Origin of the sequence: Pseudomonas sp. CFBP13508, from assembly GCF_005233515.1 — a bacterium.
Lineage (GTDB): Bacteria > Pseudomonadota > Gammaproteobacteria > Pseudomonadales > Pseudomonadaceae > Aquipseudomonas > Aquipseudomonas mercuritolerans.
Genome location: NZ_QFZZ01000005.1, coordinates 196,622 through 221,618, shown reverse-complemented (window position 1 = coordinate 221,618; position 24,997 = coordinate 196,622). Strand labels below are relative to the sequence as shown.

The 24,997-nt window shown below is 59.5% G+C and carries 22 protein-coding genes, 1 tRNA gene and 1 pseudogene; 11 read left to right on the top strand and 13 right to left on the bottom strand.

Going from position 1 to position 24,997, the window contains the following annotated elements; all coding sequences use genetic code 11:
* Window positions 1-15: 15 nt before the first annotated feature.
* The 3 genes from PspCFBP13508_RS16240 to PspCFBP13508_RS16230 form a co-directional block, all read right to left on the bottom strand.
* On the bottom strand, window positions 16-3,282 hold the full coding sequence (locus PspCFBP13508_RS16240) for a leucine-rich repeat domain-containing protein (RefSeq protein ID WP_137215109.1): 3,267 nt from the start codon (window positions 3,280-3,282) through the stop codon (window positions 16-18).
* 177 nt (window positions 3,283-3,459) lie between these two features.
* Window positions 3,460-5,544 carry a leucine-rich repeat domain-containing protein gene (locus tag PspCFBP13508_RS16235; RefSeq protein ID WP_137215108.1) on the bottom strand — a complete coding sequence of 695 codons (2,085 nt, stop codon included), beginning with the start codon at window positions 5,542-5,544 and terminating at the stop codon, window positions 3,460-3,462.
* A 151-nt stretch (window positions 5,545-5,695) separates the two neighbouring features.
* The gene (locus PspCFBP13508_RS16230; RefSeq protein WP_130911999.1) at window positions 5,696-6,136 is read right to left on the bottom strand and encodes a hypothetical protein; all 441 of its coding nucleotides are present in this window, start codon (window positions 6,134-6,136) and stop codon (window positions 5,696-5,698) included.
* On the opposite strand from PspCFBP13508_RS16230, the gene PspCFBP13508_RS16225 reads away from it, so the two are divergent.
* Window positions 6,135-6,590 (top strand): tRNA (cytidine(34)-2'-O)-methyltransferase, encoded by a 456-nt coding sequence (locus PspCFBP13508_RS16225; RefSeq protein WP_076565159.1) that lies wholly within the window; start codon window positions 6,135-6,137, stop codon window positions 6,588-6,590. The genes PspCFBP13508_RS16230 and PspCFBP13508_RS16225 overlap by 2 nt on opposite strands.
* Before the next feature lie 96 nt (window positions 6,591-6,686).
* Here the strand turns inward: PspCFBP13508_RS16225 and secB are convergent, their stop codons facing one another.
* From secB to PspCFBP13508_RS16210, 3 genes are read right to left on the bottom strand one after another with little or no spacing between them, the layout of a single operon-like run.
* Entirely contained in the window at window positions 6,687-7,172 is a 486-nt protein-coding gene (gene secB, locus PspCFBP13508_RS16220) for a protein-export chaperone SecB (protein WP_130911998.1), read from the bottom strand.
* A gap of 57 nt (window positions 7,173-7,229) precedes the next feature.
* Window positions 7,230-7,484 (bottom strand): glutaredoxin 3, encoded by a 255-nt coding sequence (grxC, locus tag PspCFBP13508_RS16215; protein ID WP_130911997.1) that lies wholly within the window; start codon window positions 7,482-7,484, stop codon window positions 7,230-7,232.
* A gap of 1 nt (window position 7,485) precedes the next feature.
* Window positions 7,486-7,899 carry a rhodanese-like domain-containing protein gene (locus tag PspCFBP13508_RS16210; RefSeq protein ID WP_016772116.1) on the bottom strand — a complete coding sequence of 138 codons (414 nt, stop codon included), beginning with the start codon at window positions 7,897-7,899 and terminating at the stop codon, window positions 7,486-7,488.
* Between the two features lie 152 nt (window positions 7,900-8,051).
* On the opposite strand from PspCFBP13508_RS16210, the gene gpmI reads away from it, so the two are divergent.
* The 5 genes from gpmI (at window position 8,052) to PspCFBP13508_RS16180 (ending at window position 14,705) form a co-directional block, all read left to right on the top strand.
* Window positions 8,052-9,581, top strand: coding sequence for a 2,3-bisphosphoglycerate-independent phosphoglycerate mutase (gene gpmI / locus PspCFBP13508_RS16205; protein WP_016772117.1), 1,530 nt, complete (start codon window positions 8,052-8,054; stop codon window positions 9,579-9,581).
* A gap of 217 nt (window positions 9,582-9,798) precedes the next feature.
* Window positions 9,799-11,085, top strand: a complete 1,287-nt coding sequence (locus PspCFBP13508_RS16195; protein WP_137215107.1) for a murein hydrolase activator EnvC — start codon at window positions 9,799-9,801, stop codon at window positions 11,083-11,085.
* Window positions 11,086-11,116: 31 nt separating this feature from the next.
* A complete protein-coding gene (locus PspCFBP13508_RS16190; RefSeq protein ID WP_137215106.1) occupies window positions 11,117-12,436 on the top strand; it encodes a S41 family peptidase in 1,320 nt (439 codons plus the stop codon).
* 2 nt (window positions 12,437-12,438) lie between these two features.
* Window positions 12,439-13,215, top strand: a complete 777-nt coding sequence (locus PspCFBP13508_RS16185) for a divergent polysaccharide deacetylase family protein (protein WP_137215105.1) — start codon at window positions 12,439-12,441, stop codon at window positions 13,213-13,215.
* A gap of 116 nt (window positions 13,216-13,331) precedes the next feature.
* A complete protein-coding gene (locus PspCFBP13508_RS16180; protein WP_137215104.1) occupies window positions 13,332-14,705 on the top strand; it encodes a Vps62-related protein in 1,374 nt (457 codons plus the stop codon).
* On the opposite strand, the gene PspCFBP13508_RS16175 is transcribed toward PspCFBP13508_RS16180, so the two are convergent.
* From PspCFBP13508_RS16175 to PspCFBP13508_RS16140, 7 genes are all read right to left on the bottom strand, one after another.
* A complete protein-coding gene (locus tag PspCFBP13508_RS16175) occupies window positions 14,686-15,441 on the bottom strand; it encodes an ABC transporter substrate-binding protein (RefSeq protein WP_137215103.1) in 756 nt (251 codons plus the stop codon). The two genes, PspCFBP13508_RS16180 and PspCFBP13508_RS16175, sit on opposite strands and share 20 nt — an antisense overlap.
* Window positions 15,442-15,514: 73 nt before the next feature.
* On the bottom strand, window positions 15,515-16,285 hold the full coding sequence (gene hisF / locus PspCFBP13508_RS16170; RefSeq protein ID WP_016772122.1) for an imidazole glycerol phosphate synthase subunit HisF: 771 nt from the start codon (window positions 16,283-16,285) through the stop codon (window positions 15,515-15,517).
* A gap of 107 nt (window positions 16,286-16,392) precedes the next feature.
* Complete coding sequence (gene hisA, locus PspCFBP13508_RS16165; RefSeq protein ID WP_039756586.1) at window positions 16,393-17,133, bottom strand: 1-(5-phosphoribosyl)-5-[(5-phosphoribosylamino)methylideneamino]imidazole-4-carboxamide isomerase; 741 nt, start codon at window positions 17,131-17,133, stop codon at window positions 16,393-16,395.
* Window positions 17,134-17,228: 95 nt separating this feature from the next.
* Window positions 17,229-17,492, bottom strand: coding sequence for a DUF2164 domain-containing protein (locus tag PspCFBP13508_RS16160; RefSeq protein ID WP_137215102.1), 264 nt, complete (start codon window positions 17,490-17,492; stop codon window positions 17,229-17,231).
* Window positions 17,493-18,131: an imidazole glycerol phosphate synthase subunit HisH gene (gene hisH / locus PspCFBP13508_RS16155; RefSeq protein ID WP_137215101.1), complete on the bottom strand. Its 639-nt coding sequence runs from the start codon at window positions 18,129-18,131 to the stop codon at window positions 17,493-17,495.
* Complete coding sequence (gene hisB, locus PspCFBP13508_RS16150; protein WP_016772125.1) at window positions 18,131-18,724, bottom strand: imidazoleglycerol-phosphate dehydratase HisB; 594 nt, start codon at window positions 18,722-18,724, stop codon at window positions 18,131-18,133. The genes hisH and hisB overlap by 1 nt, the downstream gene beginning before the upstream one ends.
* Window positions 18,725-18,997: 273 nt before the next feature.
* Window positions 18,998-20,662 carry an OFA family MFS transporter gene (locus PspCFBP13508_RS16140; protein WP_016772126.1) on the bottom strand — a complete coding sequence of 555 codons (1,665 nt, stop codon included), beginning with the start codon at window positions 20,660-20,662 and terminating at the stop codon, window positions 18,998-19,000.
* A gap of 231 nt (window positions 20,663-20,893) precedes the next feature.
* On the opposite strand from PspCFBP13508_RS16140, the pseudogene PspCFBP13508_RS27680 reads away from it, so the two are divergent.
* The 5 genes and pseudogenes from PspCFBP13508_RS27680 to PspCFBP13508_RS16115 form a co-directional block, all read left to right on the top strand.
* Window positions 20,894-21,108, top strand: a pseudogene (locus PspCFBP13508_RS27680) (acetyl-CoA sensor PanZ family protein); the annotation flags it as partial.
* Between the two features lie 78 nt (window positions 21,109-21,186).
* Window positions 21,187-23,403 (top strand): AsmA family protein, encoded by a 2,217-nt coding sequence (locus tag PspCFBP13508_RS16130; RefSeq protein ID WP_137215099.1) that lies wholly within the window; start codon window positions 21,187-21,189, stop codon window positions 23,401-23,403.
* Window positions 23,400-24,467 (top strand): A/G-specific adenine glycosylase, encoded by a 1,068-nt coding sequence (gene mutY / locus PspCFBP13508_RS16125; protein ID WP_137215098.1) that lies wholly within the window; start codon window positions 23,400-23,402, stop codon window positions 24,465-24,467. The genes PspCFBP13508_RS16130 and mutY overlap by 4 nt, the downstream gene beginning before the upstream one ends.
* Window positions 24,464-24,736, top strand: a complete 273-nt coding sequence (locus tag PspCFBP13508_RS16120) for an oxidative damage protection protein (protein ID WP_016772129.1) — start codon at window positions 24,464-24,466, stop codon at window positions 24,734-24,736. The genes mutY and PspCFBP13508_RS16120 overlap by 4 nt, the downstream gene beginning before the upstream one ends.
* Before the next feature lie 91 nt (window positions 24,737-24,827).
* Window positions 24,828-24,903, top strand: a tRNA-Phe gene (locus PspCFBP13508_RS16115).
* Window positions 24,904-24,997 lie beyond the last annotated feature (94 nt).

Below are 24,997 nucleotides of genomic sequence, written 5' to 3'. Positions count from 1 at the left end.
TTGCCCGTCGAGCCGTTAAATATCAAGCCTCGGACGCTTGGGTAAATGATGCGAAGGCTGGTTTTGCCTCCCTGAGTCACGTTCGCGGATCTCTGCTTCCAGCTTGTCCAGCATTTTCCCGGGACTGAATTCACGGAGCAAAATGTCATTGAGACGGAGCTGCTCGCCGTACGCAAGTTCGCTGTAGATCTTGAGGAACGACCAGACCCGCCGCTGCAAAAGAGGATACTCGGCATGAAATTCCGGCGTACGAGTAAGCAGCAATATCCTGTTCTTCAAGAGACTGCCAGATGGGCCGACGCGGTCCCATAGTTGCTGTTTTTCAGTGACGTCCTTATCCACATTTCTTAGCCAGACGAACGACGACTGATCGCTGCTCAGATCTCCCAGCCAGATATCAGTACCCGTTTCGATACGTGCACGTATGAGCCGTCGGAGTGAAGCCTGATCTGTTACAGGATTACCCATGAGATTGAAGCCCGCCCTGAGTTCAACGGATTCGGGAATCGAAGTAATACGGTTGTTCGCAAGGTTCAACACCTTCCCGGGTATCTGGGATGTGATGCCCTCCGGGAACTTGTCCAGGCCGGTATTGGAGAGATCCAGTTCCTGCAGCGCAGTCAGTCCTTTGACCGTAGGCACCTCAGAGAGAGGATTACCGCCAAGTTTCAGTACTTCCAACCCCGGCGCGACGTTATCGGCACCAAGCCCGACAGGAAGTCGAACCAGTCCCGTCTGCGTAAGATCGAGTATGCGCAGCTCGTTCATGCCCACCAACGAAAAGTTGGACGGTACGGACGTCCTTTGCAGGTGCAATTCGCGCAGGCGCGTAAGCTTTGTCAATTGTTCAGTGAAGCCGGGGTCCGCGTTGAAGCGTGGTTGCCAGGCTTCGCTTATGACCGTCAGACGTTCAAGACTGGGGAAATGTGCAAAGAAAGTCTCCGGTTTACGCAGGATGCCTGCTGTCAGGGAAAGGGAGACAACGGAGCTGAATTGCAGAGGTAACTGCAGGTCATCCCCCCATAGATCAAGACTGATAGACGTCTTGAAACCCACCGGTCGAGCATCGTGGAAGACCAACTCATCAGGCTCCCCTTGCCATTTGTACAGACGACGCAACTTGCGCCACATTTGAGTGTGAGGGCTTTGTTCAAACGCAGCGTTGACCTGGCGATCCAGTTCTGGAATTCCGAGCTGCATGCGTTGGAGTTCCAACTCTGCCGCGCGCTTGTCCCCGAAGTTGGCGATAAAGTGATCTGCGTGCTGATCGGTCGCCTCCGGAAAATATTTTCGTACCAGCGCTCGCGAGGCCGACTCGTCTCGTATACGGGGGGGCTGGACGATACTGCCGGATTCGCGGAGCAGATCCATGGCCGAGGGCAGAGGCTCGCTTTGCGAATAGATTTCTGCTTCCAGTCGGTCCAGCATTTTCCCAGGGCTGAGTTCACTGGACATGATACTCCTCATGGTAAACACATCCCTGGCGCCAGCCTTGCTGTAGACGTCCAGGAACCGCCACACTCGCTGCTGCAAGAGTGGTCGGTCAAGATGAAAGTCGGGCAGACGAGTAAGCTTCAAGATTCCTTGACGGCATGTGGAATCGCCGGTCCTTTCCCAGAGCTTCAATTGTTCAGGTAGTTCTTCCAGCGGCGAATGCCGTAGCCAGGGATTAACCGATCGATCAGTACTTTCCTCACCCAGCCAAATGTCAGAGCCTGTTTTGATACGTACATCCATCAGGCGCTGGAGTTGAGCCGGATCAGTTACAGGATTACCACTGAGATTGAAGCCTGCTCGAAGTTCAACAGATTCGGGGATGGCTGAAATACGGTTATTCGCCAGATTCAACACTCTCCCTGGCAACTGAGACGTGATGCCTTCAGGAAACCTGTCCAGACCCGTGCCGGAAAGATCGAGTTCCTGCAGTGCATTCATTCCCTTGAGCGAAGGCACAGCGGATAACGGGTTATATCCAAGTCTCAACACTTCCAGTCGTGACGGCCCGTTTTCAGCCCCCAGCCCGACAGGCAACTGGTGTATTCCAGTCATCGTCAGATCCAGTACACGCAACTGCGTCATCCCCACAATGGGTGGTGCGGCCTTCAAGTAGGGATTTTGGTTCAAGTCCAGCAACTGCAACTGTGAGCGTTCTGGCAGTTGATTGACCAGAGCAATCAAGTCCGGCCCCTGCTGAATGTTACCCAGCGTAAGCAATTGCAGTCTGGTCATGCCCGCCAGCGAAAAATCATCGGGCAAGATGCAGTCTTGCAGGTGCAGCTCCCTGAAACGGCGCAACGTCGACTGCTCAACAGAACCATTCTCGATCCTGAGCTTCGAAAAAGTCCGATACTGAGACGGTGGATTGATGAGTACCCGGTCGACGTTGGGAAACTGCCTGAGGAAAACCTCCAGGTTGAGCTGACTCCCGTCCCTCAGGGTGAGAGAAGCAATGGAATTGAATGTTGTTGGAAAAGTTCGATGGGTCGGCCAAGCGTTGAGATCGATCTCGATCTTGAACCCCGCCAGCCGATCATCGTGGTAGACCCGCTCATCAGGATCGCCTTGCCACGTATAAACTCTGCGCAGTCTGCTTGCCATTTCTCTGGCAACGAAACTCCCTGTGCCATCAAGAATTGCCATATCCCGTTCCATCTGAGCAAGCCCGGACTGGACCCGTTTGAGCTCCACGTCTGCCACATCCTTGTCACCGAATCGGGCAATAAGGTTTTCCACCTGTTGATCGGTCGCCTGCGGAAAATATCGTTCGATCTGCGCTCGCGTGGTTGGCTCAACGACTTCGCGCGCATACCAGAGTCCGCTGTCCGCATCGCGCAGCATCACCGGACCTGGCAACAACTCGCTTGGCCGGCGGGCACGCTGCAGACCCGTCTGCGGATCCACGGCGACAAGAACGAGGTCACCATCGGCCACGTCAACGTAGGTGCGTTGATTGAGCACCCTTAGTCCTTCGCTGTTGAGTTCTGGAAGCATTGCGCGGGCATTGATCACGTAATGGTCCAGCGTGGGTTGAGACGCTGGCAGACTGGCTTGAGCAGGGAGCGCATTAACCACGACTGCCGCAGTCGCACGAGTGGCGTCTGCGTCGATAGCGCTGGACGGGCCGGCGCGCGACGCCAGATGATCGGCGGAGGAAGCCGCGCCGGCGCCTCCCCGACGTGATGTGCCGGCGAGCTCGATATCGATGTCGTCCGGTCGGGTCGGACTGGTGGAAGCGTCCACTTTCGCGCGGGCAGAGCCACCTTTGGCTGGTTTTAATGGCATGTTTTCATCCTTGAAAAAAATGCCCCCTGCATCATGCAAGGGGAAATGAGGGCGCGACACAGATTGCCCGCCTCGGACTCAGACCGCAGCGCAGTGAGCCGTGCCTTGGAGCAACCTGAATACAGGCGGGTCAGGAATTCCCGGTTTTATATCGCACGCCGAGACATGAACTTGCGTTCATTCAAATCTCGGTCGCTTGGGTAACTGATGCGGTGGCACGTGTTGGCGCCGTGCATCAAATTTTTCAATTTCGGCTTCCAGTCTTTCCAGCATGACGCCAATAATTGGTTCATTTTCCGTGAACCTTCCAGCAACAGCTCTGAGCTGTGCCTGTTCGACAGCGTCAGCCTTGTCAAATGCCTCGAGGAATGCCCAGACGCGGCGTTGCAATAGCGGACGCTCGATGTGAAATTCTGGCGTGCCACTCAAGTGTCGGATACGTAACATCAGGTCGCTTTCGGGAACGCTCGACCATCGGTTCCAGAGCGCCAGCTTGTCGGGCAATTGTGCTGGCGGCACATTCTTCAGCCAAAGATTTGCAGACAGGTCAGTACTTCCTCGCCCCAGCCAGACATCTGTGCCTGTTTGTCGCCGAGCAAAAATGAATCGCCGCAGGGAAGCCGGGTCGGAAATCGGATTGTATGAAAGGTCGAAGCCTTTCCTGAGCTCAAGCGATTCGGGGATCGTTTGAATATCGTTGCCTTTAAGTATCAATTTCGTCTTGGGGATATCGGCCGTAATGCCCTCGGGAAGTCTGTCTATACGGGTCCAGCTCAGATTCAGCTCCTGCAATGCAGTCATCCCTCTAAGCGAAGGCGCCACATAAAGATCATTGGCGCTGAGGTTCAATATTTCGAGCCGCGAAGGTCCACTCCCGGAATCAAGCCCTACCGGAAGCCTGCTTATCCCCGTATCCGCCAGATCCAATATTCGCAGCTCAGACATTGCACTTACGTCAGGTGCGACTTTCAGGCCCCGATTCCGACTCAAATCAAGCACTTGTAAACGTGACGGGCCGGGCATTTCACTCAGTCCAGCCGGCAAAGCATTTATACCGGTATATCGAAGATTCAATACGCGTAACTCGGTAAGACCGCGGACTGACGGAGCGTGCAGTACCCTGCCATTTTCGAGGTTCAACTCCTGCAGGCGGCTCATGCGTGTGAAGCGATCCACATCGGCCGGCTTGAACAGGACCCCTGTTTGGCCCATGTCGAGGACTTTCAGCTCTGTGAGTGTTTCGATCCCGGCAGGTAAGCCATCACGCAGTGACGCTTGCACTTTCAGCGTTTCAATGTGGGGCAAGCTCTTGAACAGACCTTCGAGGTTACCTACGGCACCCTCTGTGATTTCAAGGGCAACGATGGAACCGAGTCGTGTAGATAAAACCGGGAGACTTAGATTCCTCTTCCTTCCCAACTCCAGTTTCAGGACAAAACCTGCCTGAAATCCCTCCTGATGGATTCTCTCCGATGCATCGCCTAGCCACTTGAACAATTGACGCACCTTGGTTCCCAGAGCAAAGCGCCGATCGCGCTCCTCGGTATCAGAGCCCTTGTAAGCCTTCTCCCATGCGCCGAGTTCGCGGTCCAGTTGAGGAAACCCAAACTTGATCCGCTCAAGTTCAATCTCTGCGCTGTCCCTGTCACCGAATCGGTTGTTAAAGTGCTGCGCGTGTTCATCGGCGGCCTCAGGAAACGATCTCTTGAATTGTTCTCGAATGGTCGCGCCAACATCCTCGTGCAAACGCCACAAGCCGCTAGCGCTATCGCGCTCCAGCACGGGGCCAGAGGGACGCAATTCACTCGAACGCCGGGCGCGATAAAGTCCCGTATCCGGATCCGCCCCGACAAGCACAGTCCCGCCGATGGACAGATCAACATAAGTGCGGCTCTTGAACACTCTGAGTCCGCTGCTGTTGGCGTCTGGAAGCGTTGAACCGGCACTGATCAGGTAGTTTTCCAACGACGACGGACCGGGAATAACAAGCGCCTCAGCGCTAGCCGCGTGGACCATTACCACCGCAAGCGGCTTGGTTTCATTCCCGGCGATGCCGTCGGACGCCCCGTCTCCCGGGCGCGAATGATCCACAGAAATATCCGATGCGGAACCTCGGCGGCCCGATGTTGTCGGCAGCGACGTATCAACTTCGGCCGATCGACTCGCGCCGGCGGAAGCATTCACATCAACGGGGGTACTGCCACCGCGCGGTGGTTTTACTGGCATATCTTCATCCTTGAAAAAAACGCCCCATGCATTCATGCAAGGGCACGCTTGGTATCGGCATCCTGCCGTTTGAAGGGGCGAACGATAGCGTGGACGAGCATCTGACGGAGATGGGAAAGGGCGACGGCCGCAGAGGGAAACGACCTAAAACAGTGTAGGAACGAACATCAGCAAGGATGACTTCCCGCTAGGGCTCGCTCAAGCGGATCTCCAGTCGCCAGCGATCATCGACCTCGCTACCGACCCAGTCGCCCTGCAATGGGCGCGCTGCCAGCACCGTCAGCAACAATCCGCCATCACTCTTGCGCGTGCGCCAGTTGACGTCCTTGCCGTTGAGCCTGAGCTGGCCTTTCTGCGCCCGACCTTCGGCCTGAAACAGCAGCGCGATGGTGCCATCGATGATCTCGCCGTGCAGTTTCGGTTCGTTGTTGAACCACACTACCAGGCCGCCTTCGGTGACCTCGACCCTCTCCAGCACGCTCGGGTCTGGCGTGGTCAGGCGGCCGATCATCAAGCCGATCATCATCCCGACGATCGCCAGCGAACCAATGACGCGCGGGAATAGTTTCGAACGCGGGTCCGCTTGCGGCGTAGAATGCGCGTCATCTTTACCTTCGGAGCCGTGCATGTTTCACGTCATCCTTTTTCAACCAGAAATTCCGCCGAATACCGGCAACGTTATCAGGCTGTGCGCCAACAGCGGCTGCCACCTGCATTTGATCGAACCACTGGGTTTCGAGATGGACGACAAGCGCCTGCGCCGTGCCGGTCTCGACTACCACGAATATGCCACGTTGCAGCGTCACGCGGACCTGGCCAGCTGTCTGGAAAGTCTGGGCAACCCGCGCGTGTTCGCCTTCACCACCAAGGGTTCGCGGCCGTTCCATGATGCCGCGTTCGTGCCCGGCGATGCGTTTCTGTTCGGCCCGGAAAGCCGGGGCCTGCCCGCGGACGTGCTCGACGCCCTGCCCGGCGAACAACGCCTGCGCCTGCCGATGCGCGAGGGCTGCCGCAGCCTGAACCTGTCCAACACTGTGGCGGTCGCCGTGTACGAAGCGTGGCGGCAGAACGACTTCAAATAGTTTTCACCTGACAAAAACAATCGCGGGCAAGCCCGCTCCCACAGGAATGTGCAAAACCTGTGGGAGCGGGCTTGCCCGCGATGCGTATCCGCGCCGTTATTGAACGGTTGGTGCGTCCCCGCTTTCCTGCATGCGCTGCAGCTCTTGCGCGTACAGGGCGTCGAAGTTCACCGGGGCCAGCATCAGCGCCGGGAACGAGCCACGGGTAACCAGGCTGTCGAGGGTTTCGCGGGCGTAAGGGAACAGGATGTTCGGGCAGAACGCACCGAGGGTGTGGCTCATCGAAGCCGCATCGAGGTTCTTGATCAGGAATATACCGGCCTGCTGCACTTCAGCGATGAAGGCGACTTCTTCACCGTTCTTCACGGTCACCGACAGGGTCAACACCACTTCGTAGAAATCGCCTTCCAGCGCTTTCTGCCGAGTGTTCAGATCCAGACCGACCGCCGGATCCCACTGCTGGCGAAAGATCGCCGGGCTTTTCGGGGCTTCGAAGGACAGGTCGCGTACGTAGATGCGCTGCAAGGAGAATTGCGGTGCGGTTTCTTCTTCGCTGGCTGCAGTGTTCTGTTGGTCAGTCATCTCAGATCCTTATCGATCTTGGGTCTTTTAGGGAGTGCTGTACGTGGGTGCAGCCGTTCAGCCCTTGAGCAGCGCGTCGAGTTTGCCGGCGCGCTCCAGGGCATATAAATCATCGCAACCGCCGATGTGCTTAGAGCCGATCCAGATCTGCGGCACGGACGTGCGCCCGGCCTTTTTGGTCATTTCGGCACGCAGCTGCGGCTTGCCATCGACCTTGATCTCTTCGAAGGCCACGCCTTTGCTGGCGAGCAGATGCTTGGCGCGCGAGCAGTAGGGGCAGTAATCGCTGGAGTAGACGATGACTTCGCTCATGTCATTTCACCAATGGCAGGTTGTCGCCCTTCCAGCTGGAAATCCCGCCGGACAGCTTGGCGGCGGTGAAGCCGGACTTCATCAGTTCGCGGGCGTGGGTGCCGGCGGTCTGACCGAGGGCATCGACCAGAATGATGGTCTTGGCCTTGTGCTTTTCCAGCTCGCCGACGCGAGCGGCCAGCTTGTCTTGCGGGATGTTCACCGCGCCGACGATGTGGCCGGCGGCATAATCCTTGGCCGGACGGATGTCCACCACCACGCCTGCATCTTTATTGACCAGTGCGGTCAGCTCGCCGGTGCTCAGGCTCTTGCCGCCGCCCTGCATCGTGTGCGCCAGCAACAGAGCCAGCAGTACGACGAAGATACCGACAAGAATGTAGTGGTTAGTGGCAAATTCAATCAGGTGAGCAACCATCGAAGGAGGTTCCAGGGCGTTAAAATGTCGGCCAGTATACACAGCCACTATGGTCGGCCAAACCCCGTCCGGCGGTGACGCGGTCGGAACTTCGCTTTAAACTCCAACTCCGTTTTCCATCGCCTCTTCTTTATCAGCCACGAGTGGATTCCATGACGACTACGCCCAAACCTTTGGTCCTGATGATTCTCGACGGCTTCGGTCACAGCGACAGCCCCGAATCCAATGCCGTGTTCGCGGCGAAGAAACCCGTGCTGGATCGTCTGTGGGCCACCGTGCCAAACGGCTTGATCTCAGGCAGCGGCATGGACGTCGGCCTGCCGGATGGCCAGATGGGCAACTCCGAAGTCGGCCACATGAACCTCGGCGCCGGGCGCGTGGTGTATCAGGACTTCACCCGTGTGACCAAAGCGATCCGCGACGGCGAATTCTTCGAAAACCCGACCATCTGCGCCGCTGTCGATAAAGCCGTGGCCGCCGGCAAAGCCGTGCATTTCATGGGCCTGCTGTCCGATGGCGGCGTGCACAGCCACCAGGATCACCTGATCGCCATGGCCGAACTGGCCTTCAAGCGCGGCGCCGAAAAAATCTATCTGCACGCCTTCCTCGATGGCCGTGACACACCGCCGAAGAGCGCTGCCTCGTCGATCGAACTGCTCGACGCGACGTTCCAGGCATTGGGCAAAGGCCGGATCGCCAGCATCATCGGCCGCTATTTCGCCATGGACCGTGACAACCGTTGGGATCGCGTCGCCCAGGCCTACAACCTGATCGTCGACGGCAACGGCGAATTCAACGCCGCCACCGCTCAGGAAGGTCTTGAAGCTGCCTACGCCCGTGGCGAAAGCGACGAATTCGTCAAAGCCACTTCCATCGGCGAGCCGGTGAAAGTTGAAGACGGCGACGCCGTGGTGTTCATGAACTTCCGCGCCGACCGCGCCCGCGAGCTGACCCGGGTGTTCGTCGAAGACGATTTCAAGGAATTCGCGCGCGCCCGCCAGCCGAAACTGGCCGGTTTCGTCATGCTGACCCAGTACGCCGCTAGCATTCCGGCACCGTCGGCCTTCGCCGCCGGCAGCCTGGAAAACGTTCTCGGCGATTATCTGGCGAAAAACGGCAAGACCCAGCTGCGCATCGCTGAAACCGAAAAATACGCCCACGTGACCTTCTTCTTCTCCGGCGGTCGCGAAGAACCGTTCCCGGGAGAAGAGCGCATCCTGATCCCGTCGCCGAAAGTCGCTACCTATGACTTGCAGCCGGAAATGAGCGCCCCGGAAGTTACTGACCGCATCGTCGACGCCATTGAAAACCAGCGTTACGACGTGATCGTGGTCAACTACGCCAACGGCGACATGGTCGGCCACAGCGGCGTGTTCGACGCGGCGGTGAAAGCGGTCGAGTGCCTGGACACTTGCGTCGGTCGCATCGTCGAGGCGCTGGAAAAGGTCGGCGGCGAAGCACTGATCACCGCTGACCACGGCAACGTCGAGCAAATGGCCGATGAATCCACTGGTCAGGCGCACACCGCGCATACCACCGAGCCGGTGCCGTTCATCTACGTCGGCAAACGCGACCTGAAAGTGCGCGAAGGCGGCGTGCTGGCGGACGTGGCACCGACCATGCTGATGCTGCTGGGCCTGGAAAAACCGGCGGAGATGACAGGTACCTCGATCCTCGTATAAACACCGCCAATCCCTGTGGGAGCGAGCCTGCTCGCGAATACGGTGGATCAGTCGACAGCGATGTCGCCTGACGCACCGCTTTCGCGAGCAGGCTCGCTCCCACATTGGTTTTGCGGTGTTTTTCTGTCCAGTTATCACACAGCCCCAATTGGGCGTTTTTTTTGCAGCCTCGGGCGGGCATACTAGGCCGTCCCTTACCCTGGTGCCGCCCGCCCCTATGCTTCGCGTCCTGATCGCCCTTGCTCTGACCTGTCTGCTCCAGCCGGCCTTCGCCGACGAGCGCGCGCAAACCCAACAGCAGTTGGAGGCCACGCGTCAGGATATCGCCGAGCTGAAAAAGCTCCTGGGCAAGTTGCAGGAAGAAAAGTCCGGCGTGCAGAAAGAGCTCAAGGGCACTGAAACCGAGATGGGCAAGCTGCAGAAGCAGGTCGACGCGCTGCAGAAAGAACTGCAGAAAAGCGAATCCGAGCTACAGCGGCTCGATGCAGAGAAAAAAAAACTCCAGAGCGCGCGCACTGAACAGCAGCGACTGATCGCCATTCAGGCCCGTGCGGCTTACCAGAACGGCCGCCAGGAATACCTCAAGCTGCTGCTCAATCAGCAGAACCCCGAGAAGTTCGCCCGCACCCTCACCTATTACGACTACCTGAGCCAGGCACGCCTGGAGCAGTTGAAGAACTTCAACGAAACCCTGCGCCAACTGGCCAATGTCGAAAAAGACATCGGTCTGCAGCAAGCGCAGTTGCTGGTGCAGAAACGCGACCTCGACACGCAGCGCGAAGCACTCGAGAAAGTCCGCAAGGAGCGCCAGCAGGTTCTCGCCAAACTCAATGACGACGTCAAGGCCCGCGACCAGAAACTCGCCGCCCGCGAGCAGGATCAGGCAGACCTGTCTAAAGTCCTTAAAACCATTGAAGAAACCCTGGCCCGCCAGGCTCGTGAGGCAGAAGAGGCGCGGCAGAAAGCGCTGATCGCCCAGCAGGAAGCGGAAAAAAAGCGTTTGCGTGAGGCGCAGGCTGAAAACAGCGACGCCCCACGAAAACCCGTCAGATCAAGCCCCGGCGCGCTGGTATCGAGCAGCGGCGAAACCTTTGGCGGGCCATTTGCTGCAACCCGGGGAAAACTTCCGTGGCCGGTTGATGGTCGATTACTCGCACGCTTCGGTGAAAGCCGTGGCGACGATGCCCGCACCAAATGGGATGGCGTGATGATCAGCGCTTCCGCCGGCAGCCAGGTGCACGCTGTACACGGCGGGCGCGTGGTGTTCGCCGATTGGCTGCGCGGTGCCGGCTTGCTGGTGATCCTCGATCACGGCAACGGTTTTCTGAGTCTCTACGGCCACAACCAGACGCTGCTCAAGTCGGCGGGTGATGTGGTCAAGGCTGGCGAGTCGATTTCCACTGTCGGTAACAGTGGCGGTCAGGACACGCCAGCGCTGTATTTCGCAATTCGTCAGCAGGGTCACCCGAGTGATCCGGCGCAATGGTGTCGTGCGCAAGGATAAGCACGGCATCTAATTCAGGAGTTCGTTCGACATGCTGCATTTGTCCCGCCTTACCTCGCTGGCCCTGACGATCGCTCTGGTGATCGGCGCGCCTCTGGCGTTCGCCGCACAACCGGCCCCGACCGTCACTCCGGCAGGCACTGCCGCGACCGCCAAGGCGCCGTTGCCGCTGGAAGAGCTGCGCACCTTCGCCGAGGTCATGGACCGGATCAAAGCCGCGTACGTCGAGCCTGTGGACGACAAGACCCTGCTGGAAAACGCGATCAAGGGCATGCTCAGCAATCTCGATCCGCATTCGGCCTACCTTGGCCCGGAAGACTTCACCGAGCTGCAGGAAAGCACCAGTGGTGAGTTCGGCGGTCTGGGCATCGAAGTCGGCGCCGAAGACGGCTTCATCAAGGTCGTCTCGCCGATCGATGACACCCCGGCATCTAAGGCTGGCATTCAGGCTGGTGACTTCATCGTCAAGATCAACGGCCAGCCAACGCGTGGCCAGACCATGACTGAAGCCGTCGACAAGATGCGCGGCAAGATCGGCCAGAAAATCACCCTGACCCTGGTTCGCGACGGCGGCACGCCATTCGACGTGACCCTGGCGCGCGCAGTGATTCAGGTCAAGAGCGTCAAGGCGCAGCTGCTGGAATCGGGCTACGGCTACATCCGCATTACCCAGTTCCAGGTCAAGACCGGCGAAGAAGTCTCCAAGGCTCTGGCCAAACTGCGCAAGGACAACGGCAAGAAGCTCAACGGCATCATTCTCGACCTGCGCAACAACCCGGGTGGCGTGCTGCAATCGGCGGTGGAAGTGGTCGACCACTTCATCACCAAAGGCCTGATCGTCTACACCAAGGGCCGCATCGCCAACTCCGAATTGCGCTTCTCCGCCACCGGCAAGGACGAGAGCGAAGCGGTGCCGATGGTCGTGCTGATCAACGGCGGCAGTGCCTCGGCTTCGGAAATCGTCGCCGGCGCCCTGCAGGACCAGAAACGTGCCGTGGTCATGGGCACCACCAGTTTCGGCAAGGGCTCGGTGCAGACCGTGCTGCCGCTGAACAACGACCGCGCGCTGAAGATCACCACCGCGCTGTATTTCACGCCGAACGGCCGCTCGATCCAGGCCCAGGGCATCGTGCCGGACATCGAAGTGCGCCGCGCCAAGATCACCAACGAAGCCGACAGCGAATACTTCAAGGAAGCCGATCTGCAAGGTCACCTGGGCAACGGCAACGGCGGCGCCGACAAACCGAGTGGTTCGGCTGGCAAGGCCAAAGCCATGCCGCAGGATGACGATTACCAGTTGGCCCAGGCCCTGAGCCTGCTCAAAGGCCTGAGCATCACCTCCGGCCGCTGAGGATGTTGCTGCGTTTCGTCTGCGCTCTGTTGTGCTGTCTGGCGGGTTTTGCCCAAGCGGAGCCCGCCGGCTCCACGCCGCACAAAGCCTACCTGACACTGATCATCGATGACCTGGGGCAGAATCTGCCCCGGGATCGCCGCGTGCTCGCCCTGCCCGGCCCGGTCACGGCAGCGATCATGCCCGATACGCCCCACGCCACCGAGTTTGCCCGCGAGGCCCATCGCGCCGGCAAGATCGTCATCCTGCACATGCCGATGGACCCGGCCACCGGACCGTACGCCTGGCACCCCGAACTGCCCATCGAAGAACTGCAGAAACGCCTGAATGCCGCGTTCGAGAAAGTCCCGTTCACTGCCGGCATCAACAATCACATGGGCAGCCGCATGACCGCGCAGCCGGCGGCGATGGCGTGGTTGATGGCTGAGTTGCAGCACCGGCACAAGTTCTTCGTCGACAGCCGCACCAGCGCCAAGACAGTCGCTGCGCAGCAGGCACAGAAAATCGATCTGGCCAGCGTTTCCCGCGATGTATTTCTCGATGACGAACGCACCGAAGCGGCGATTTCCACTCAACTGCAGACCGCAATCGCTCTGGCGCACAAACAGGGTTCAGCGGTGATGATCGGCCATCCGTATCCGCAGACCCTGGCGGTGCTCGAGCGCGAACTGCCCAGGCTGAAGGCGCAGGGTATCGACTGGATCGATATCCGGCAGATGATCAGCGTGCGCAGCAACCGCGCCATGGCCGGCCATGGCAAGGACGGCGTTTACCGGTAACGCCCTGTGACGTTGGCACATACATATTTACCACCCGGTAACCGCCCCCGATTCCGATAGTGCGACCTGCAACAGGTCGCGACGCCCCTGCGTCGCTTTCACTATCAGGAATCGCAATGACTACTCATGAGACTACCGCTTTGCCAGCCAGGCAAATGCAACCCATCCGAAACGACAATTTGCTGATCAGCTTTACGACGGAGTTTCTGCGCATCTGGGATACCGCTGGATCCCGGGCAAAACCGGCTGCCTTCTGGCGGCCCACGCCACCTGCCGATGTGCTGCCGGGTTACTTTCCGTTGGGCGACGTGGCGATTGATGACCATGACAACATTACTGACAGACATGCGGTGGCTGTGGTTTGCGAAGCGGCGACACCCAGTGCGGATCCCGCAAAAGGCAGCGCGTTGCGCCGTCCTGACGACTATGAACTGATCTGGCAAGACACAGGCTCAGGCTCGAAAAAGGACGGGGCGATCTGGCGACCCATTCCTCCGCAAGGGTATGTAGCGCTCGGTTCGGTCTGCTCCGACGGTCACGCAAAGCCTTCTTTGAACGCTGTCCGTTGCGTCCGTGCCGACCTCTTGATTGCTTCCGGCCTGGCTGAATCGGTGTGGACAGACAAGGGCAGTGGAGCCCGACAAAGCATCAGCACGTGGAGCGCCGTTCCGCCTTCGGCGCCTGCGGATGAAATCCATCTGGCGCCCGGCACCTTCGTCGGCTTGAAGAGTTATTCCAAACCCGCCAATTTCACCATTTATTCCCTGCGTATCCCGATTGAGATTGACGTCAATGCACGCCCCGCCGTGCCAGTCCTTGCGGATGTCACGCCACCCGACCTGCGGGTGCCCGAGCAACCTGCCTACAGCGCGCGACTGCCTTGGTTCATCGTAAAAGACCCACAGCTCACCCGACGCCAACAGCTCAGTCAGTCACCTGAGTATCTGCTACAGCGCACGGATCATTATCAGCTCGTTGGCCATTGCCACAACACGGAAGACAGCAACAAGACCGTCCGCTGGGTCGCCCCCCGCCTGCAACAAAACGATAGACTGCGCCTGTTTACCAGCGCCACTTTGATCGAGTTCGGCGCACAGTGGCAGAGCAATCTGTCCCAACCCTTTCTGTTTTCGGCGCGGTTGAACAATGATTTCACCCAGTGTGAAATGCACTCGAACGAATGGCTCAACCCGGCACCTATCGAGGTCGCGGCTATCGTGGCCGGCAACAGCTCGATGGCGGTGTATCTGACTCAGAGTGACTATAAGCTGCTGCGCGCGGACGGCACACAGATCGGCAGCGTCGTCAGCTACACCGATGGCAAGAACCTGCACTTCAGCGTGTACACACCACCGCAACCAAACGCGACAGTCCTGCCTGCCGAGGCCGCGCACATGCAAAGCGCAACAGTCGAGGACGAAACGGATAACGAAGCCGCAGCGTTGCCAACAAGCACAGAGTTGCCAGTGACTACAGATAGCGTCCCATGATCTCGTCGACAACTCCGTCCTTGCGCATCTGATCAAGCGCAGCCTGCAACCTGGCAACGACTGTATCTGACACATCCTTGTTCAGTGCCAGATACAGTTCGGCGCTGTTGAAGCGCAGCACGGTCTTCAGACCGGTCACGCCATCCTGCCGCGCCAGATAACGGCCGGCAGGATCCCCGGTAGCCCAGAGATCGATCTGGCCGTTGACGAGTTTCTTCGCATTGTCCTGATCGCGCAGCACCACCAGCGGTTTGAGGCCCTGTTTGGTCAGGGTCTCGGCAATCGCATCGCCCTTGTAGGCGCCGATCCTGTATTTGCGTGCATCATTGAGGGTTTCCAGGGTGATCTTGCTGTCAGCCTTGGCCAGCAGGATCCAGTCGTCGGGTCCGATCGGGCCGACCCATTTGAAGAGTTTTTCGCGATCGGGCAGGCGCGCCATGACGAAGGCCCCATAACCGGGATTTTCCAGGGCGAGCTTGTAGACACGCTCCCAGGGGAAACGCAGGGTCAGGCTGTAAGTGAGGCCGGCGCGCTGGAACATCTCGCGAACGATGTCCGTGGCAATACCGTTGATGTTGTCGCCCTGGGCGAAATTCTTGCCGTTCTTCGCCATGTTGTAAGGCGGGAAGTTCTCGGTGAGCAGCACCAGATCGGTGTCGGGACTGGTTTCGGCCCGGGCATTGCTGATGAACAACAACGAGGCGCTGGCGAGAACAACAAGCAGGCGTTTGATCATGTCGGGCTACCGGAATCCATGGCGTGCCCAAGAGTGCCTTGGGCGCGCCATGCTGTCCACTGGCCTGTACGCTTTAGCGCATGACGATGCCGCGATGCGACATGTAGGCCTTGGCTTCCTGCACGGTGTATTCGCCGAAGTGGAAAATACTTGCCGCCAGCACCGCACTGGCATGGCCTTCGAGAATGCCGTCGGCCAGATGCTGCAAATTGCCGACGCCACCGGAAGCGATCACCGGAATGCCCAGCGCGTCGCTGATGGCGCGGGTCACGCCGAGGTCGAAGCCGTTTTTCATGCCGTCCTGATCCATACTGGTCAGCAGGATCTCGCCGGCACCGAGGCCTTCCATTTTCTTCGCCCACTCGACTGCGTCGAGACCGGTCGGCTTGCGCCCGCCGTGGGTGAAGATTTCCCAGCGCGGGGTTTCGCCGGGGCCGGAGACTTTCTTGGCGTCGATGGCAACGACGATGCACTGCGAGCCGAAATGCTGCGCGGCTTCGCCAACGAATTCCGGGTTGAACACGGCAGCGGTGTTGATCGACACCTTGTCCGCGCCGGCATTGAGCAGGTTGCGGATGTCCTGCACGGTACGCACGCCACCGCCGACGGTCAGCGGAATGAACACCTGGCTGGCCATGCGCTCGACGGTATGCAGCGTGGTGTCACGGCCATCGACGCTGGCGGTGATGTCGAGAAAGGTAATCTCGTCGGCGCCCTGCTCGTCGTAGCGACGGGCGATTTCCACCGGGTCACCGGCGTCGCGGATGTTCTCGAACTTCACACCTTTGACGACCCGGCCGTTGTCCACGTCCAGGCAAGGGATGATGCGCTTGGCTAACGCCATAAGACTTAATCTCCGATTAAGAAGCTTCAAGCTTCAAGCTGCAAGAAAGGGCGGATTGCGGTCGCGCTTCTAACTTGCAGCTCGCAGCTTGCAACTTGAAGCTGCTTTTATCTGGCCGCGTAGCCATCACAAAAAGCTTGAGCCTCTGCAACATCCAAAGTGCCCTCATAGATCGCGCGGCCCGTGATCGCGCCGATGATGCCCGGTGCCTTGGCGTCGAGCAGCGACTTGATGTCACCCAGGTTATGGATGCCGCCGGAAGCGATCACTGGAATCCTGGTGGCAGCGGCCAGCGCAGCGGTGAACGGTACGTTGCAGCCCTGCATCATGCCGTCTTTGGCGATGTCGGTATAAACGATCGAGGACACGCCGTCGGCTTCGAACTGCTTGGCCAGGTCAATGACCTGCACGGTGCTGATCTCAGCCCAGCCGTCGGTGGCGACGAAACCGTCTTTCGCATCCAGACCGACAATGATCTTGCCCGGAAACGCACGGCAGGCTTCAGCAACGAACGCCGGATCTTTTACGGCTTTGGTGCCGATGATCACGTAGCTGACGCCGGCCTTGACGTAATGCTCAATGGTTTCCAGCGAACGGATGCCGCCACCGATCTGGATCGGCAGGGTCGGGTAGCGCTTGGCGATCGCGGTCACCACTTCGCCGTTGACCGGCTGGCCTTCGAACGCGCCGTTGAGGTCGACCAGATGCAGACGACGGCAACCGCCCTCCACCCACTTGGCAGCCATGCTCACCGGGTCATCGGAGAACACCGTGGAATCTTCCATGCGGCCTTGGCGCAGACGTACGCAGGCACCGTCCTTGAGATCGATAGCGGGAATAATCAGCATGCTTTTTCCTTCGTCAAAAGAGCTGCAAGCTGCAAGCCACAAGCTGCAAGCATGCGTGTGTTCGTTTCACTCTTGCAGCTTGAAGCTCGTAGCTTTCAGCTGCTTTTTTCGAGCGCCCACAGGTCACTTTCGATGCTTTCAAACCGTTCCTTGAGGTGGGTCTGCACATCGAAAATCGCCCTGTTGTAATAGTGCGGAGCAATCTCGCGGGTAAACAGCTCAAGAATTTCCGCCGCCTCGAACGAACCCAGATCCAGCTCGAAACGGTCTTCCATGAACCGCTGGATCTTGCGATTGGCCTCGTTCTCCTGTTCGGGAGTGAGGGTCAGGATCGGCGGCTTGGATTTCTTGGCAGCCATTTACCAGCGACCGTCCCACGCAGCGAAGTTCTGCAGAAGTTGCAGGCCATGGGTATGGCTTTTCTCCGGGTGGAACTGCACGGCGAAACGCGAACCGTCGGCCAGCGCTGCGGCGAAATCGACACCGTAATGACCGCTGCCTACCACCTGACGCGCATTGGCGGCGGCGATGTAGTAGCTGTGCACGAAGTAGAAACGCGCCAGATCCGGGATGTCATGCCAGAGCGGGTGACTGATCTTCTGCTTCACCTCGTTCCAGCCCATGTGCGGGACTTTGAGGTGCTCGCCGTCTTCGTGCAGATCCTTGCCGAAGAATTTCACCGCGCCGGGGAACAGGCCGATGCAGTCGACGCCGTCGTTCTCTTCGCTGGTATCGAGCAGGGCTTGCATGCCGACACAGATGCCGAGGAACGGCCGATCCTGGCTGACTTCACGCACCAGCGAATCGAAGCCGAGGCGACGGATTTCCGCCATGCAATCGCGAATAGCGCCAACGCCCGGGAATACCACGCGGTCAGCTTCGCGAATCACCTTCGCATCGCTGGTAATCAGCACCTTGCCGGCGCCGACGTGCTCAAGCGCCTTGGCCACCGAGTGCAGATTGCCCATGCCGTAGTCGATAACTGCAACCGTCTGCATTACAGAACGCCTTTGGTCGACGGCATTTGCCCGGCCATGCGCTCGTCCAGCTCGACGGCCATGCGCAGCGCGCGGCCGAAAGCCTTGAACACGGTTTCGATCTGGTGGTGAGTGTTGGTGCCGCGCAGGTTGTCGATGTGCACGCTGACCAGCGCGTGGTTGACGAAGCCCTGGAAGAATTCCTGGAACAGGTCAACGTCGAAACCGCCGACGGTGGCGCGGGTGTACGGCACGTGCATCTGCAGGCCCGGGCGACCGGAGAAATCGATCACCACGCGCGACAGCGCTTCATCGAGCGGCACGTAGGCATGGCCGTAGCGACGGATGCCTTTCTTGTCGCCGATTGCTTTGGCGAAGGCCTGGCCGAGGGTGATACCGACGTCTTCCACCGTATGGTGGTCGTCGATATGCAGGTCGCCCTTGCATTCGATATCCAGGTCGATCAACCCGTGACGGGCGATCTGGTCCAGCATGTGCTCAAGAAAAGGTACACCGATATCGAATCGGGCCTTTCCGGTGCCATCAAGGTTGATCGAGGCTTTGATCTGGGTTTCCAGAGTGTCGCGCTCGACAGACGCCTTACGTTCGGCCATCACCAGCTCCGCAAAATCATTGGGCGAAAAAGGCAGCCATTATAGGCACGCAGCAAGCAAACAGAAACACGCGAGGTGAGATGCCTGACGGATAGAACGCCCGGCTGTCGCGGGTAGACATGTCCATACAAGCCAGTACAGGCATGCCATAAACAAATGTGGGAGCGAGCCTGCTCGCGAATGCGGTACGCCAGCCAACATTGATGTCAACTGGTGCTCCGTCTTCGCGAGCAGGCTCGCTCCCACAGGTTCGGTGTTTATTTAGCTAACACCTTAGTGAAACAGTACCGCCGTCTTCTGCAGGGTCACCCACACACCCCACGCCAACGGAATACCCACCACCAGCCATGCCGCGATCGCCAGAGGCTTGGTGCCCGGCGCCGCTTTCCACTCCAGAACGGTGCTGGCATCGGCACCCTTGTCGTGGCCCAGCGCCTGTTCGGCGGCCAGTTCTGCGTCGGTCATGAAGTACTTGTCGGCCACCGGGCGCACCATCAGGTTGCACAGGAAGCCCAGCACCAGCAGGCCGGCGAGGATGTACAGGGTGATGTCGTAAGCGGCAGCGCGTTCCACGCCGATGCTCAGCTGATATTCACGCAGGTAGTTGACCAGCACCGGACCGAGCACACCGGCAGCGGCCCAGGCAGTCAGCAGACGACCGTGGATCGCACCGACCATCTGCGTACCGAACAGGTCGGCCAGATACGCCGGAACGGTGGCAAAACCACCGCCGTACATCGACAGGATGATGCAGAACGCCGCCACGAACAGCGCAACGTTGCCCAGATGACCCATGTTCGGAATCAGCGCGTACAAGGCAAAACCCAGCGCGAAGAACACGAAGTAGGTGTTCTTGCGGCCCAGGTAATCCGAGAACGAGGCCCAGAAGAACCGGCCACCGATATTGAACAGGCTCAGTAGACCGGTGAAGCCCGCTGCGATCGCCGCGATCGAGGCCAGTTGCCCAGCGTCGAGTTGGCCGAACGGCACATCGACGCCCAGCAGTTTGCCGCCGAACACTTCCTGCAACAGTGGCGAAGCCATGCCGAGGATACCGATACCCGCCGACACGTTCAGGCACAGCACCAGCCAGACCAGACGGAATTGCGGAGTTTTCCACGCTACATTCACGTGAACGTGACGGTTGGTGATCATGGCGTTGGACGCTTTCTTCGCCGGAGCGGTCCAGCCTTCAGGTTTCCAGCCGGTTGGCGGCACGCGGTAGGACAGTGCGCCACCGATCATGAACACGAAGTAAATGGCCGCCATGGCCACGAAGCTCTGCCATACGCCCACGCCTTCTGGCGATGCGAAGTGGCTCATCAGTGCAGTCGCCAATGGTGCGCCGACCATCGCGCCGCCACCGAAGCCCATGATCGCCATGCCGGTCGCCATGCCGCGCTTGTCCGGGAACCACTTGATCAGGGTCGACACCGGCGAGATATAGCCCAGGCCCAGACCGATACCGCCGATCACGCCGGAGCCGATCCACATCAGCCAGATCTGGTGGGTATAGATACCCAGCGCGGAAATCAGCAGACCGCCACACCAGCACAAGGCCGATACAACGCCAGCCTTGCGTGGACCGGCATGTTCCAGCCAGCCACCCCAGATCGCTGCCGAGCAGCCGAGGAAGATGAAGAACAGCGTGTAGATCCAGCCGAGCATGGAGATCGGCCAGTCGCAGTTCGACGAAAATACCTGTGCGATGAAGCTCATGTCCGGCGCGCAAGCCACCGGCGCGGTAACGCCGAGTGCCTTGGACAGCGGCAACCAGAACACCGAGAAGCCGTAGGCCATGCCGATGCACAGGTGAATGGCCAAAGCGGCCGGTGGAACCAGCCAGCGGTTGAAACCGGGCTTGGCGATGATGCGTTCCTTGGACAGGAACGCAGGCTGGTCGGCTTTGAGGCCGTCCGCCGTGATGCTCGTGCTCATTGTGTATCCCCCAATTGTTAGTATGGTTCGCCAGCCACTGCTCACCCTCGGCCTTATGCACGCAGGCATGACCGTTTTTTCAGGTGAAGCTCCTTGAAGGCGCGACGTTAAGTCGCAGACGGGCGGACGAACTGGCGAAGGTTACCATTCTCAGGTGACAGAAAAACCAAACTGATATCACCTTTTTTCAAGTCATCTGTTCTCGTACGACTCGGGAAGCTGCCAACCCCGCGTCTGCAAAGGCACCACGCCGTTTTCTACTTGTCCCATTTATGCGTGTGAAAAGTTACCCGTCGACTGGGCGTGACTGAACGACTGGTGAACCAAGCGCAAAAAATGGCGTCGCAAGCGGGGGCCGGATTGCACCCTCTGACGCCCGCCGGGCATCCTCAAGCGCAGGCCCGGTGGCGAAGTTGCAGGTGCCACCGCCGACCCTCGGCAGATGACGCCACACCGAACCGGGTGCCGGCAGCGCTATACTCCCCGGCCATATGACCAATTCGACTAACTACAAGGACTCGCCCATGAAAGCGTTCGGCAAAATCCTGGGTCTGGTACTTCTCGGGCTGTTGCTGATCATTGTGGCGGCAGGCTTTGCCCTGACCCACCTCTTCGATCCCAACGACTATAAAGACGAGATCCGCCAGATTGCCCGCGACAAGGCCCACATCGAGCTGACGCTCAATGGCGATATCGGCTGGAGCCTGTTCCCGTGGCTCGGCCTGGAATTGCACGAAGCCAGCGTCGCTACCCTGGCCAAACCTGCCGAACCGTTTGCCGACTTGCAGATGCTCGGCCTGTCCGTGCGCGTGCTGCCGTTGTTGCGCCGCGAAGTGCAGATGAGCGACGTGCGCGTCGAAGGCCTCAACCTGCGCCTGAACCGTGACAAGAACGGCCACGGCAACTGGGAAGACATCGGCAAGGTGCCTGTGGCGCCGGGCTCGACTCCACCGGCCACAGCGGGCGCGACCGCCAGCGAGCCGACTGTCGCCGTGGAAAAACCGGCGCAACCGATCCGCCTCGACATCGACAGCCTGACCGTCAACAACGCCCGCGTTGAATACACTGATGAGCTGACCGGCAAGCAGTTCAGCGCCGAAAGCATTCAGCTGAGCACCGGCCCGGTCCATGACTCGACCAATATCCCGGTGAAAGCCACCGCGTTCCTTGGCACCAACCAACCGGTGCTGCGCGTGCGCACCGAGCTCAACGGTGAGCTGCGCTTCGAGCGCGCCCTGCAACGCTACAAGTTCGAAGACCTGAAGCTGACCGGCGAGCTCGCTGGCGATCCGCTGCAAGGCAAGACCATGACCTTCTCTGCTCAGGGCCAGTTGCTGCTGGACAAGGCAGCGAACGTCGCCGAGTGGACCGGCATCAAGATTTCCGCCAACCAGTTGCGCGCCCTGGGCGAGCTGAAAGCCAACGACCTCGACAAGACGCCACAGATCAGCGGCGGCATTTCCATTGCGCAGTTCGATCTGGCGAAATTCGTCGACAGCATCGGCCAGACACTGCCGGCGATGGGCGAAGGCAGCCTGAGCAAGGTCGAACTGGTCAGCCGCGTTGCGGCCACTCCGACCAGCCTGTCGTTCGACAACATCAACCTGAAACTCGATGACAGCAGCTTCAGCGGCCGCATCGCCATCGAGGACTTCGCCAAACAATCGCTGCGCGCAATTCTCAAGGCCGACACTTTCAACGCCGATCGCTACCTGCCACCGAAATCTGCCCAAGCCAACAGCGCCACGCAAACACGTCAGGCCGAAGTCGCCAGCACCGAGGCCGGGGCTGTGGCCGGCACCACGCCGCTGCCGGACAAACCGAGCAAAACCGCCTGGAGCACCGAGCGTCTGCTGCCGGTCGAACGCCTGGCCAAACTCGACGTCGATGCCGACCTGACTTTCGGCCAACTGACCCTCGACAAACTGCCGATACAGAACGCCGCGCTCAAAGCCACTGGCCAGGGCGGCCTGCTGACGCTGACTAACCTGAGCGGCGATCTGTACAACGGCGGCTTCGTCGCCAACGGCACACTCGACGTGCGCCCAAGCGCGCCGGTGCTGAACCTGCAGACCCGCCTCAATCGCGTCCCGGTGGAAAAAATCATCGAAAGCCAGGGCAAGAACCCGCCGGTCAAAGGCCTGGTGACGCTGACCAGCAGCTTCACTGGCAGCGGCAACAGCCAACAGGCGCTGATCGATACGCTGAACGGCAACGCCAGTTTCGTCATCAACAACGGTGTGCTGCTCAACGCCAACCTTGAACAGCAATTGTGCAAAGGCATCGCCACGCTCAACCGCAAAACCCTGAGCGGCGAGCCACGGGGCAAGGACACGCCGTTCGAGGAGCTCAAGGGCAACCTGACCGTGCGCAACGGCGTCGCCAGCAACCCAGACCTGAAAGTGCGCATCCCCGGCATGACCGTCAACGGTGACGGCGACATCGACCTGCGCGTGCTCGGCATGGATTACCGCGTCGGCATCATCGTCGAAGGCGATACCAGCGCCATGCCTGACCCGGCCTGTCAGGTAGGCGACAAATTCGTCGGCATCGAGTGGCCGCTGCGCTGCCGTGGCCCGCTGGAACTGGGGGCCAAGGCCTGCCGTGTCGACAATGACCGTCTCGGCCAAGTCGCCAGCAAGATGGCTGGCAACAAGCTCAGCGAGAAAATCGACGAAAAACTGGGCGACAAAGTCAGCCCGGAATTGAAAGACGCGTTGAAGGGGCTGTTCAAGCGATGACAGCGGAGCAATTTTCCACGGCGGTGCTGGAGTGGTTCGACCGCCATGGCCGCCACGATTTGCCGTGGCAGCAGGACATCAACCCGTACCGGGTCTGGGTGTCCGAGATCATGTTGCAGCAGACTCAGGTCAGCACGGTGCTCAATTACTTCGAGCGTTTCATGGCGGCGCTGCCGACGGTCGAAGCGTTGGCCGAGGCGCCGGAAGACGAGGTGCTGCACCTGTGGACCGGGCTGGGTTACTACACTCGCGCACGCAATCTGCAGAAGACCGCGAAGATCGTCGTCAGCCAGTACGCTGGCGAATTCCCGCGTGACGTGGAAAAACTCACCGAGCTGCCAGGCATCGGCCTGTCCACCGCCGGGGCGATCGCCAGCATCAGCATGGGCCTGCGCGCGCCGATCCTCGACGGCAACGTCAAACGCGTGCTGGCGCGCTTCACTGCGCAAGAGGGCTACCCTGGCGAACCGAAGGTGGCCAAACAACTCTGGGCCAACGCCGAGCGCTTCACCCCGCACGATCGGGTCAACGCCTACACCCAGGCGATGATGGATCTTGGCGCGACACTCTGCACGCGCAGCAAGCCGAGCTGTCTGCTTTGCCCGCTCAAGCGTGGCTGTGAAGCGCACATGCTTGGCCTGGAAACCCGTTATCCGATTCCCAAGCCACGCAAAGCCATCCCGCAGAAACGCACGCTGATGCCGATGCTCGCCAACGGTGAAGGCGCGATTCTGCTTTACCGCCGCCCGTCGACGGGACTGTGGGGCGGTTTGTGGAGCCTGCCGGAACTGGATGACCTGGAGGATCTGCAACATCTGGCCGATCAGCACTCACTGACCATGGGCCAGCAGCAGGCGCTGCCGAGCCTGGTTCACACCTTCAGCCATTTCCAGTTGTCCATCGAACCCTGGCTGGTTCAGGTGCAGGAAGCCAGCCATCACGTGGCCGAGGCCGACTGGCTCTGGTATAACCTCGCCACCCCGCCGCGCCTGGGCCTTGCTGCCCCGGTCAAGACCTTGCTCGAACGCGCGGCCGCCGTATTGAATGCAGGAGAATCGCCATGACCCGCACCGTAATGTGCCGCAAGTACAAAGAAGAACTGCCCGCGCTGGAGCGCGCCCCTTTCCCGGGTGCCAAGGGCCAGGACATTTTCGACCACGTCTCGGCCAAGGCCTGGGCCGACTGGCAGAAACACCAGACCCTGCTGATCAACGAAAAGCGCCTGAACATGATGAACGCAGAAGATCGCAAATACCTGCAGGGCGAAATGGACAAGTACTTCTCCGGCGAGGAATACGCCAAGGCCGAAGGCTACGTGCCGCCAGCCGAATAACCCGCAGATTTCGTAAGCGACGGAATTAATTTAAGAAATTTTCAAAAAGTCGTTGACGTAAATCCGAAAAACCCTTTTAATGCGCCCCGTTGCCCAGATAGCTCAGTCGGTAGAGCAGGGGATTGAAAATCCCCGTGTCGGCGGTTCGATTCCGTCTCTGGGCACCAAATACCGAAAACCCTGAATCGCAAGATTCAGGGTTTTTTTATGCCTGCGATTTGATCCCCCTCCTCACTTCTCCCTTCGATACACCCAATTCCA

What these genes read in the sequence shown, in the direction of transcription:
- PspCFBP13508_RS16240 (WP_137215109.1), bottom strand. Translation starts at nt 3,282, where the DNA reads ATGCCATTAAAACCAGCCAAAGGTGGCTCTGCCCGCGCGAAAGTGGAC.
- PspCFBP13508_RS16235 (WP_137215108.1), bottom strand. Translation starts at nt 5,544, where the DNA reads ATGAATGCATGGGGCGTTTTTTTCAAGGATGAAGATATGCCAGTAAAA.
- PspCFBP13508_RS16225 (WP_076565159.1), top strand. Translation starts at nt 6,135, where the DNA reads ATGTTTCACGTCATCCTTTTTCAACCAGAAATTCCGCCGAATACCGGC.
- PspCFBP13508_RS16230 (WP_130911999.1), bottom strand. Translation starts at nt 6,136, where the DNA reads ATGCACGGCTCCGAAGGTAAAGATGACGCGCATTCTACGCCGCAAGCG.
- secB (WP_130911998.1), bottom strand. Translation starts at nt 7,172, where the DNA reads ATGACTGACCAACAGAACACTGCAGCCAGCGAAGAAGAAACCGCACCG.
- grxC (WP_130911997.1), bottom strand. Translation starts at nt 7,484, where the DNA reads ATGAGCGAAGTCATCGTCTACTCCAGCGATTACTGCCCCTACTGCTCG.
- PspCFBP13508_RS16210 (WP_016772116.1), bottom strand. Translation starts at nt 7,899, where the DNA reads ATGGTTGCTCACCTGATTGAATTTGCCACTAACCACTACATTCTTGTC.
- gpmI (WP_016772117.1), top strand. Translation starts at nt 8,052, where the DNA reads ATGACGACTACGCCCAAACCTTTGGTCCTGATGATTCTCGACGGCTTC.
- PspCFBP13508_RS16195 (WP_137215107.1), top strand. Translation starts at nt 9,799, where the DNA reads ATGCTTCGCGTCCTGATCGCCCTTGCTCTGACCTGTCTGCTCCAGCCG.
- PspCFBP13508_RS16190 (WP_137215106.1), top strand. Translation starts at nt 11,117, where the DNA reads ATGCTGCATTTGTCCCGCCTTACCTCGCTGGCCCTGACGATCGCTCTG.
- PspCFBP13508_RS16185 (WP_137215105.1), top strand. Translation starts at nt 12,439, where the DNA reads ATGTTGCTGCGTTTCGTCTGCGCTCTGTTGTGCTGTCTGGCGGGTTTT.
- PspCFBP13508_RS16180 (WP_137215104.1), top strand. Translation starts at nt 13,332, where the DNA reads ATGACTACTCATGAGACTACCGCTTTGCCAGCCAGGCAAATGCAACCC.
- PspCFBP13508_RS16175 (WP_137215103.1), bottom strand. Translation starts at nt 15,441, where the DNA reads ATGATCAAACGCCTGCTTGTTGTTCTCGCCAGCGCCTCGTTGTTGTTC.
- hisF (WP_016772122.1), bottom strand. Translation starts at nt 16,285, where the DNA reads ATGGCGTTAGCCAAGCGCATCATCCCTTGCCTGGACGTGGACAACGGC.
- hisA (WP_039756586.1), bottom strand. Translation starts at nt 17,133, where the DNA reads ATGCTGATTATTCCCGCTATCGATCTCAAGGACGGTGCCTGCGTACGT.
- PspCFBP13508_RS16160 (WP_137215102.1), bottom strand. Translation starts at nt 17,492, where the DNA reads ATGGCTGCCAAGAAATCCAAGCCGCCGATCCTGACCCTCACTCCCGAA.
- hisH (WP_137215101.1), bottom strand. Translation starts at nt 18,131, where the DNA reads ATGCAGACGGTTGCAGTTATCGACTACGGCATGGGCAATCTGCACTCG.
- hisB (WP_016772125.1), bottom strand. Translation starts at nt 18,724, where the DNA reads ATGGCCGAACGTAAGGCGTCTGTCGAGCGCGACACTCTGGAAACCCAG.
- PspCFBP13508_RS16140 (WP_016772126.1), bottom strand. Translation starts at nt 20,662, where the DNA reads ATGAGCACGAGCATCACGGCGGACGGCCTCAAAGCCGACCAGCCTGCG.
- PspCFBP13508_RS16130 (WP_137215099.1), top strand. Translation starts at nt 21,187, where the DNA reads ATGAAAGCGTTCGGCAAAATCCTGGGTCTGGTACTTCTCGGGCTGTTG.
- mutY (WP_137215098.1), top strand. Translation starts at nt 23,400, where the DNA reads ATGACAGCGGAGCAATTTTCCACGGCGGTGCTGGAGTGGTTCGACCGC.
- PspCFBP13508_RS16120 (WP_016772129.1), top strand. Translation starts at nt 24,464, where the DNA reads ATGACCCGCACCGTAATGTGCCGCAAGTACAAAGAAGAACTGCCCGCG.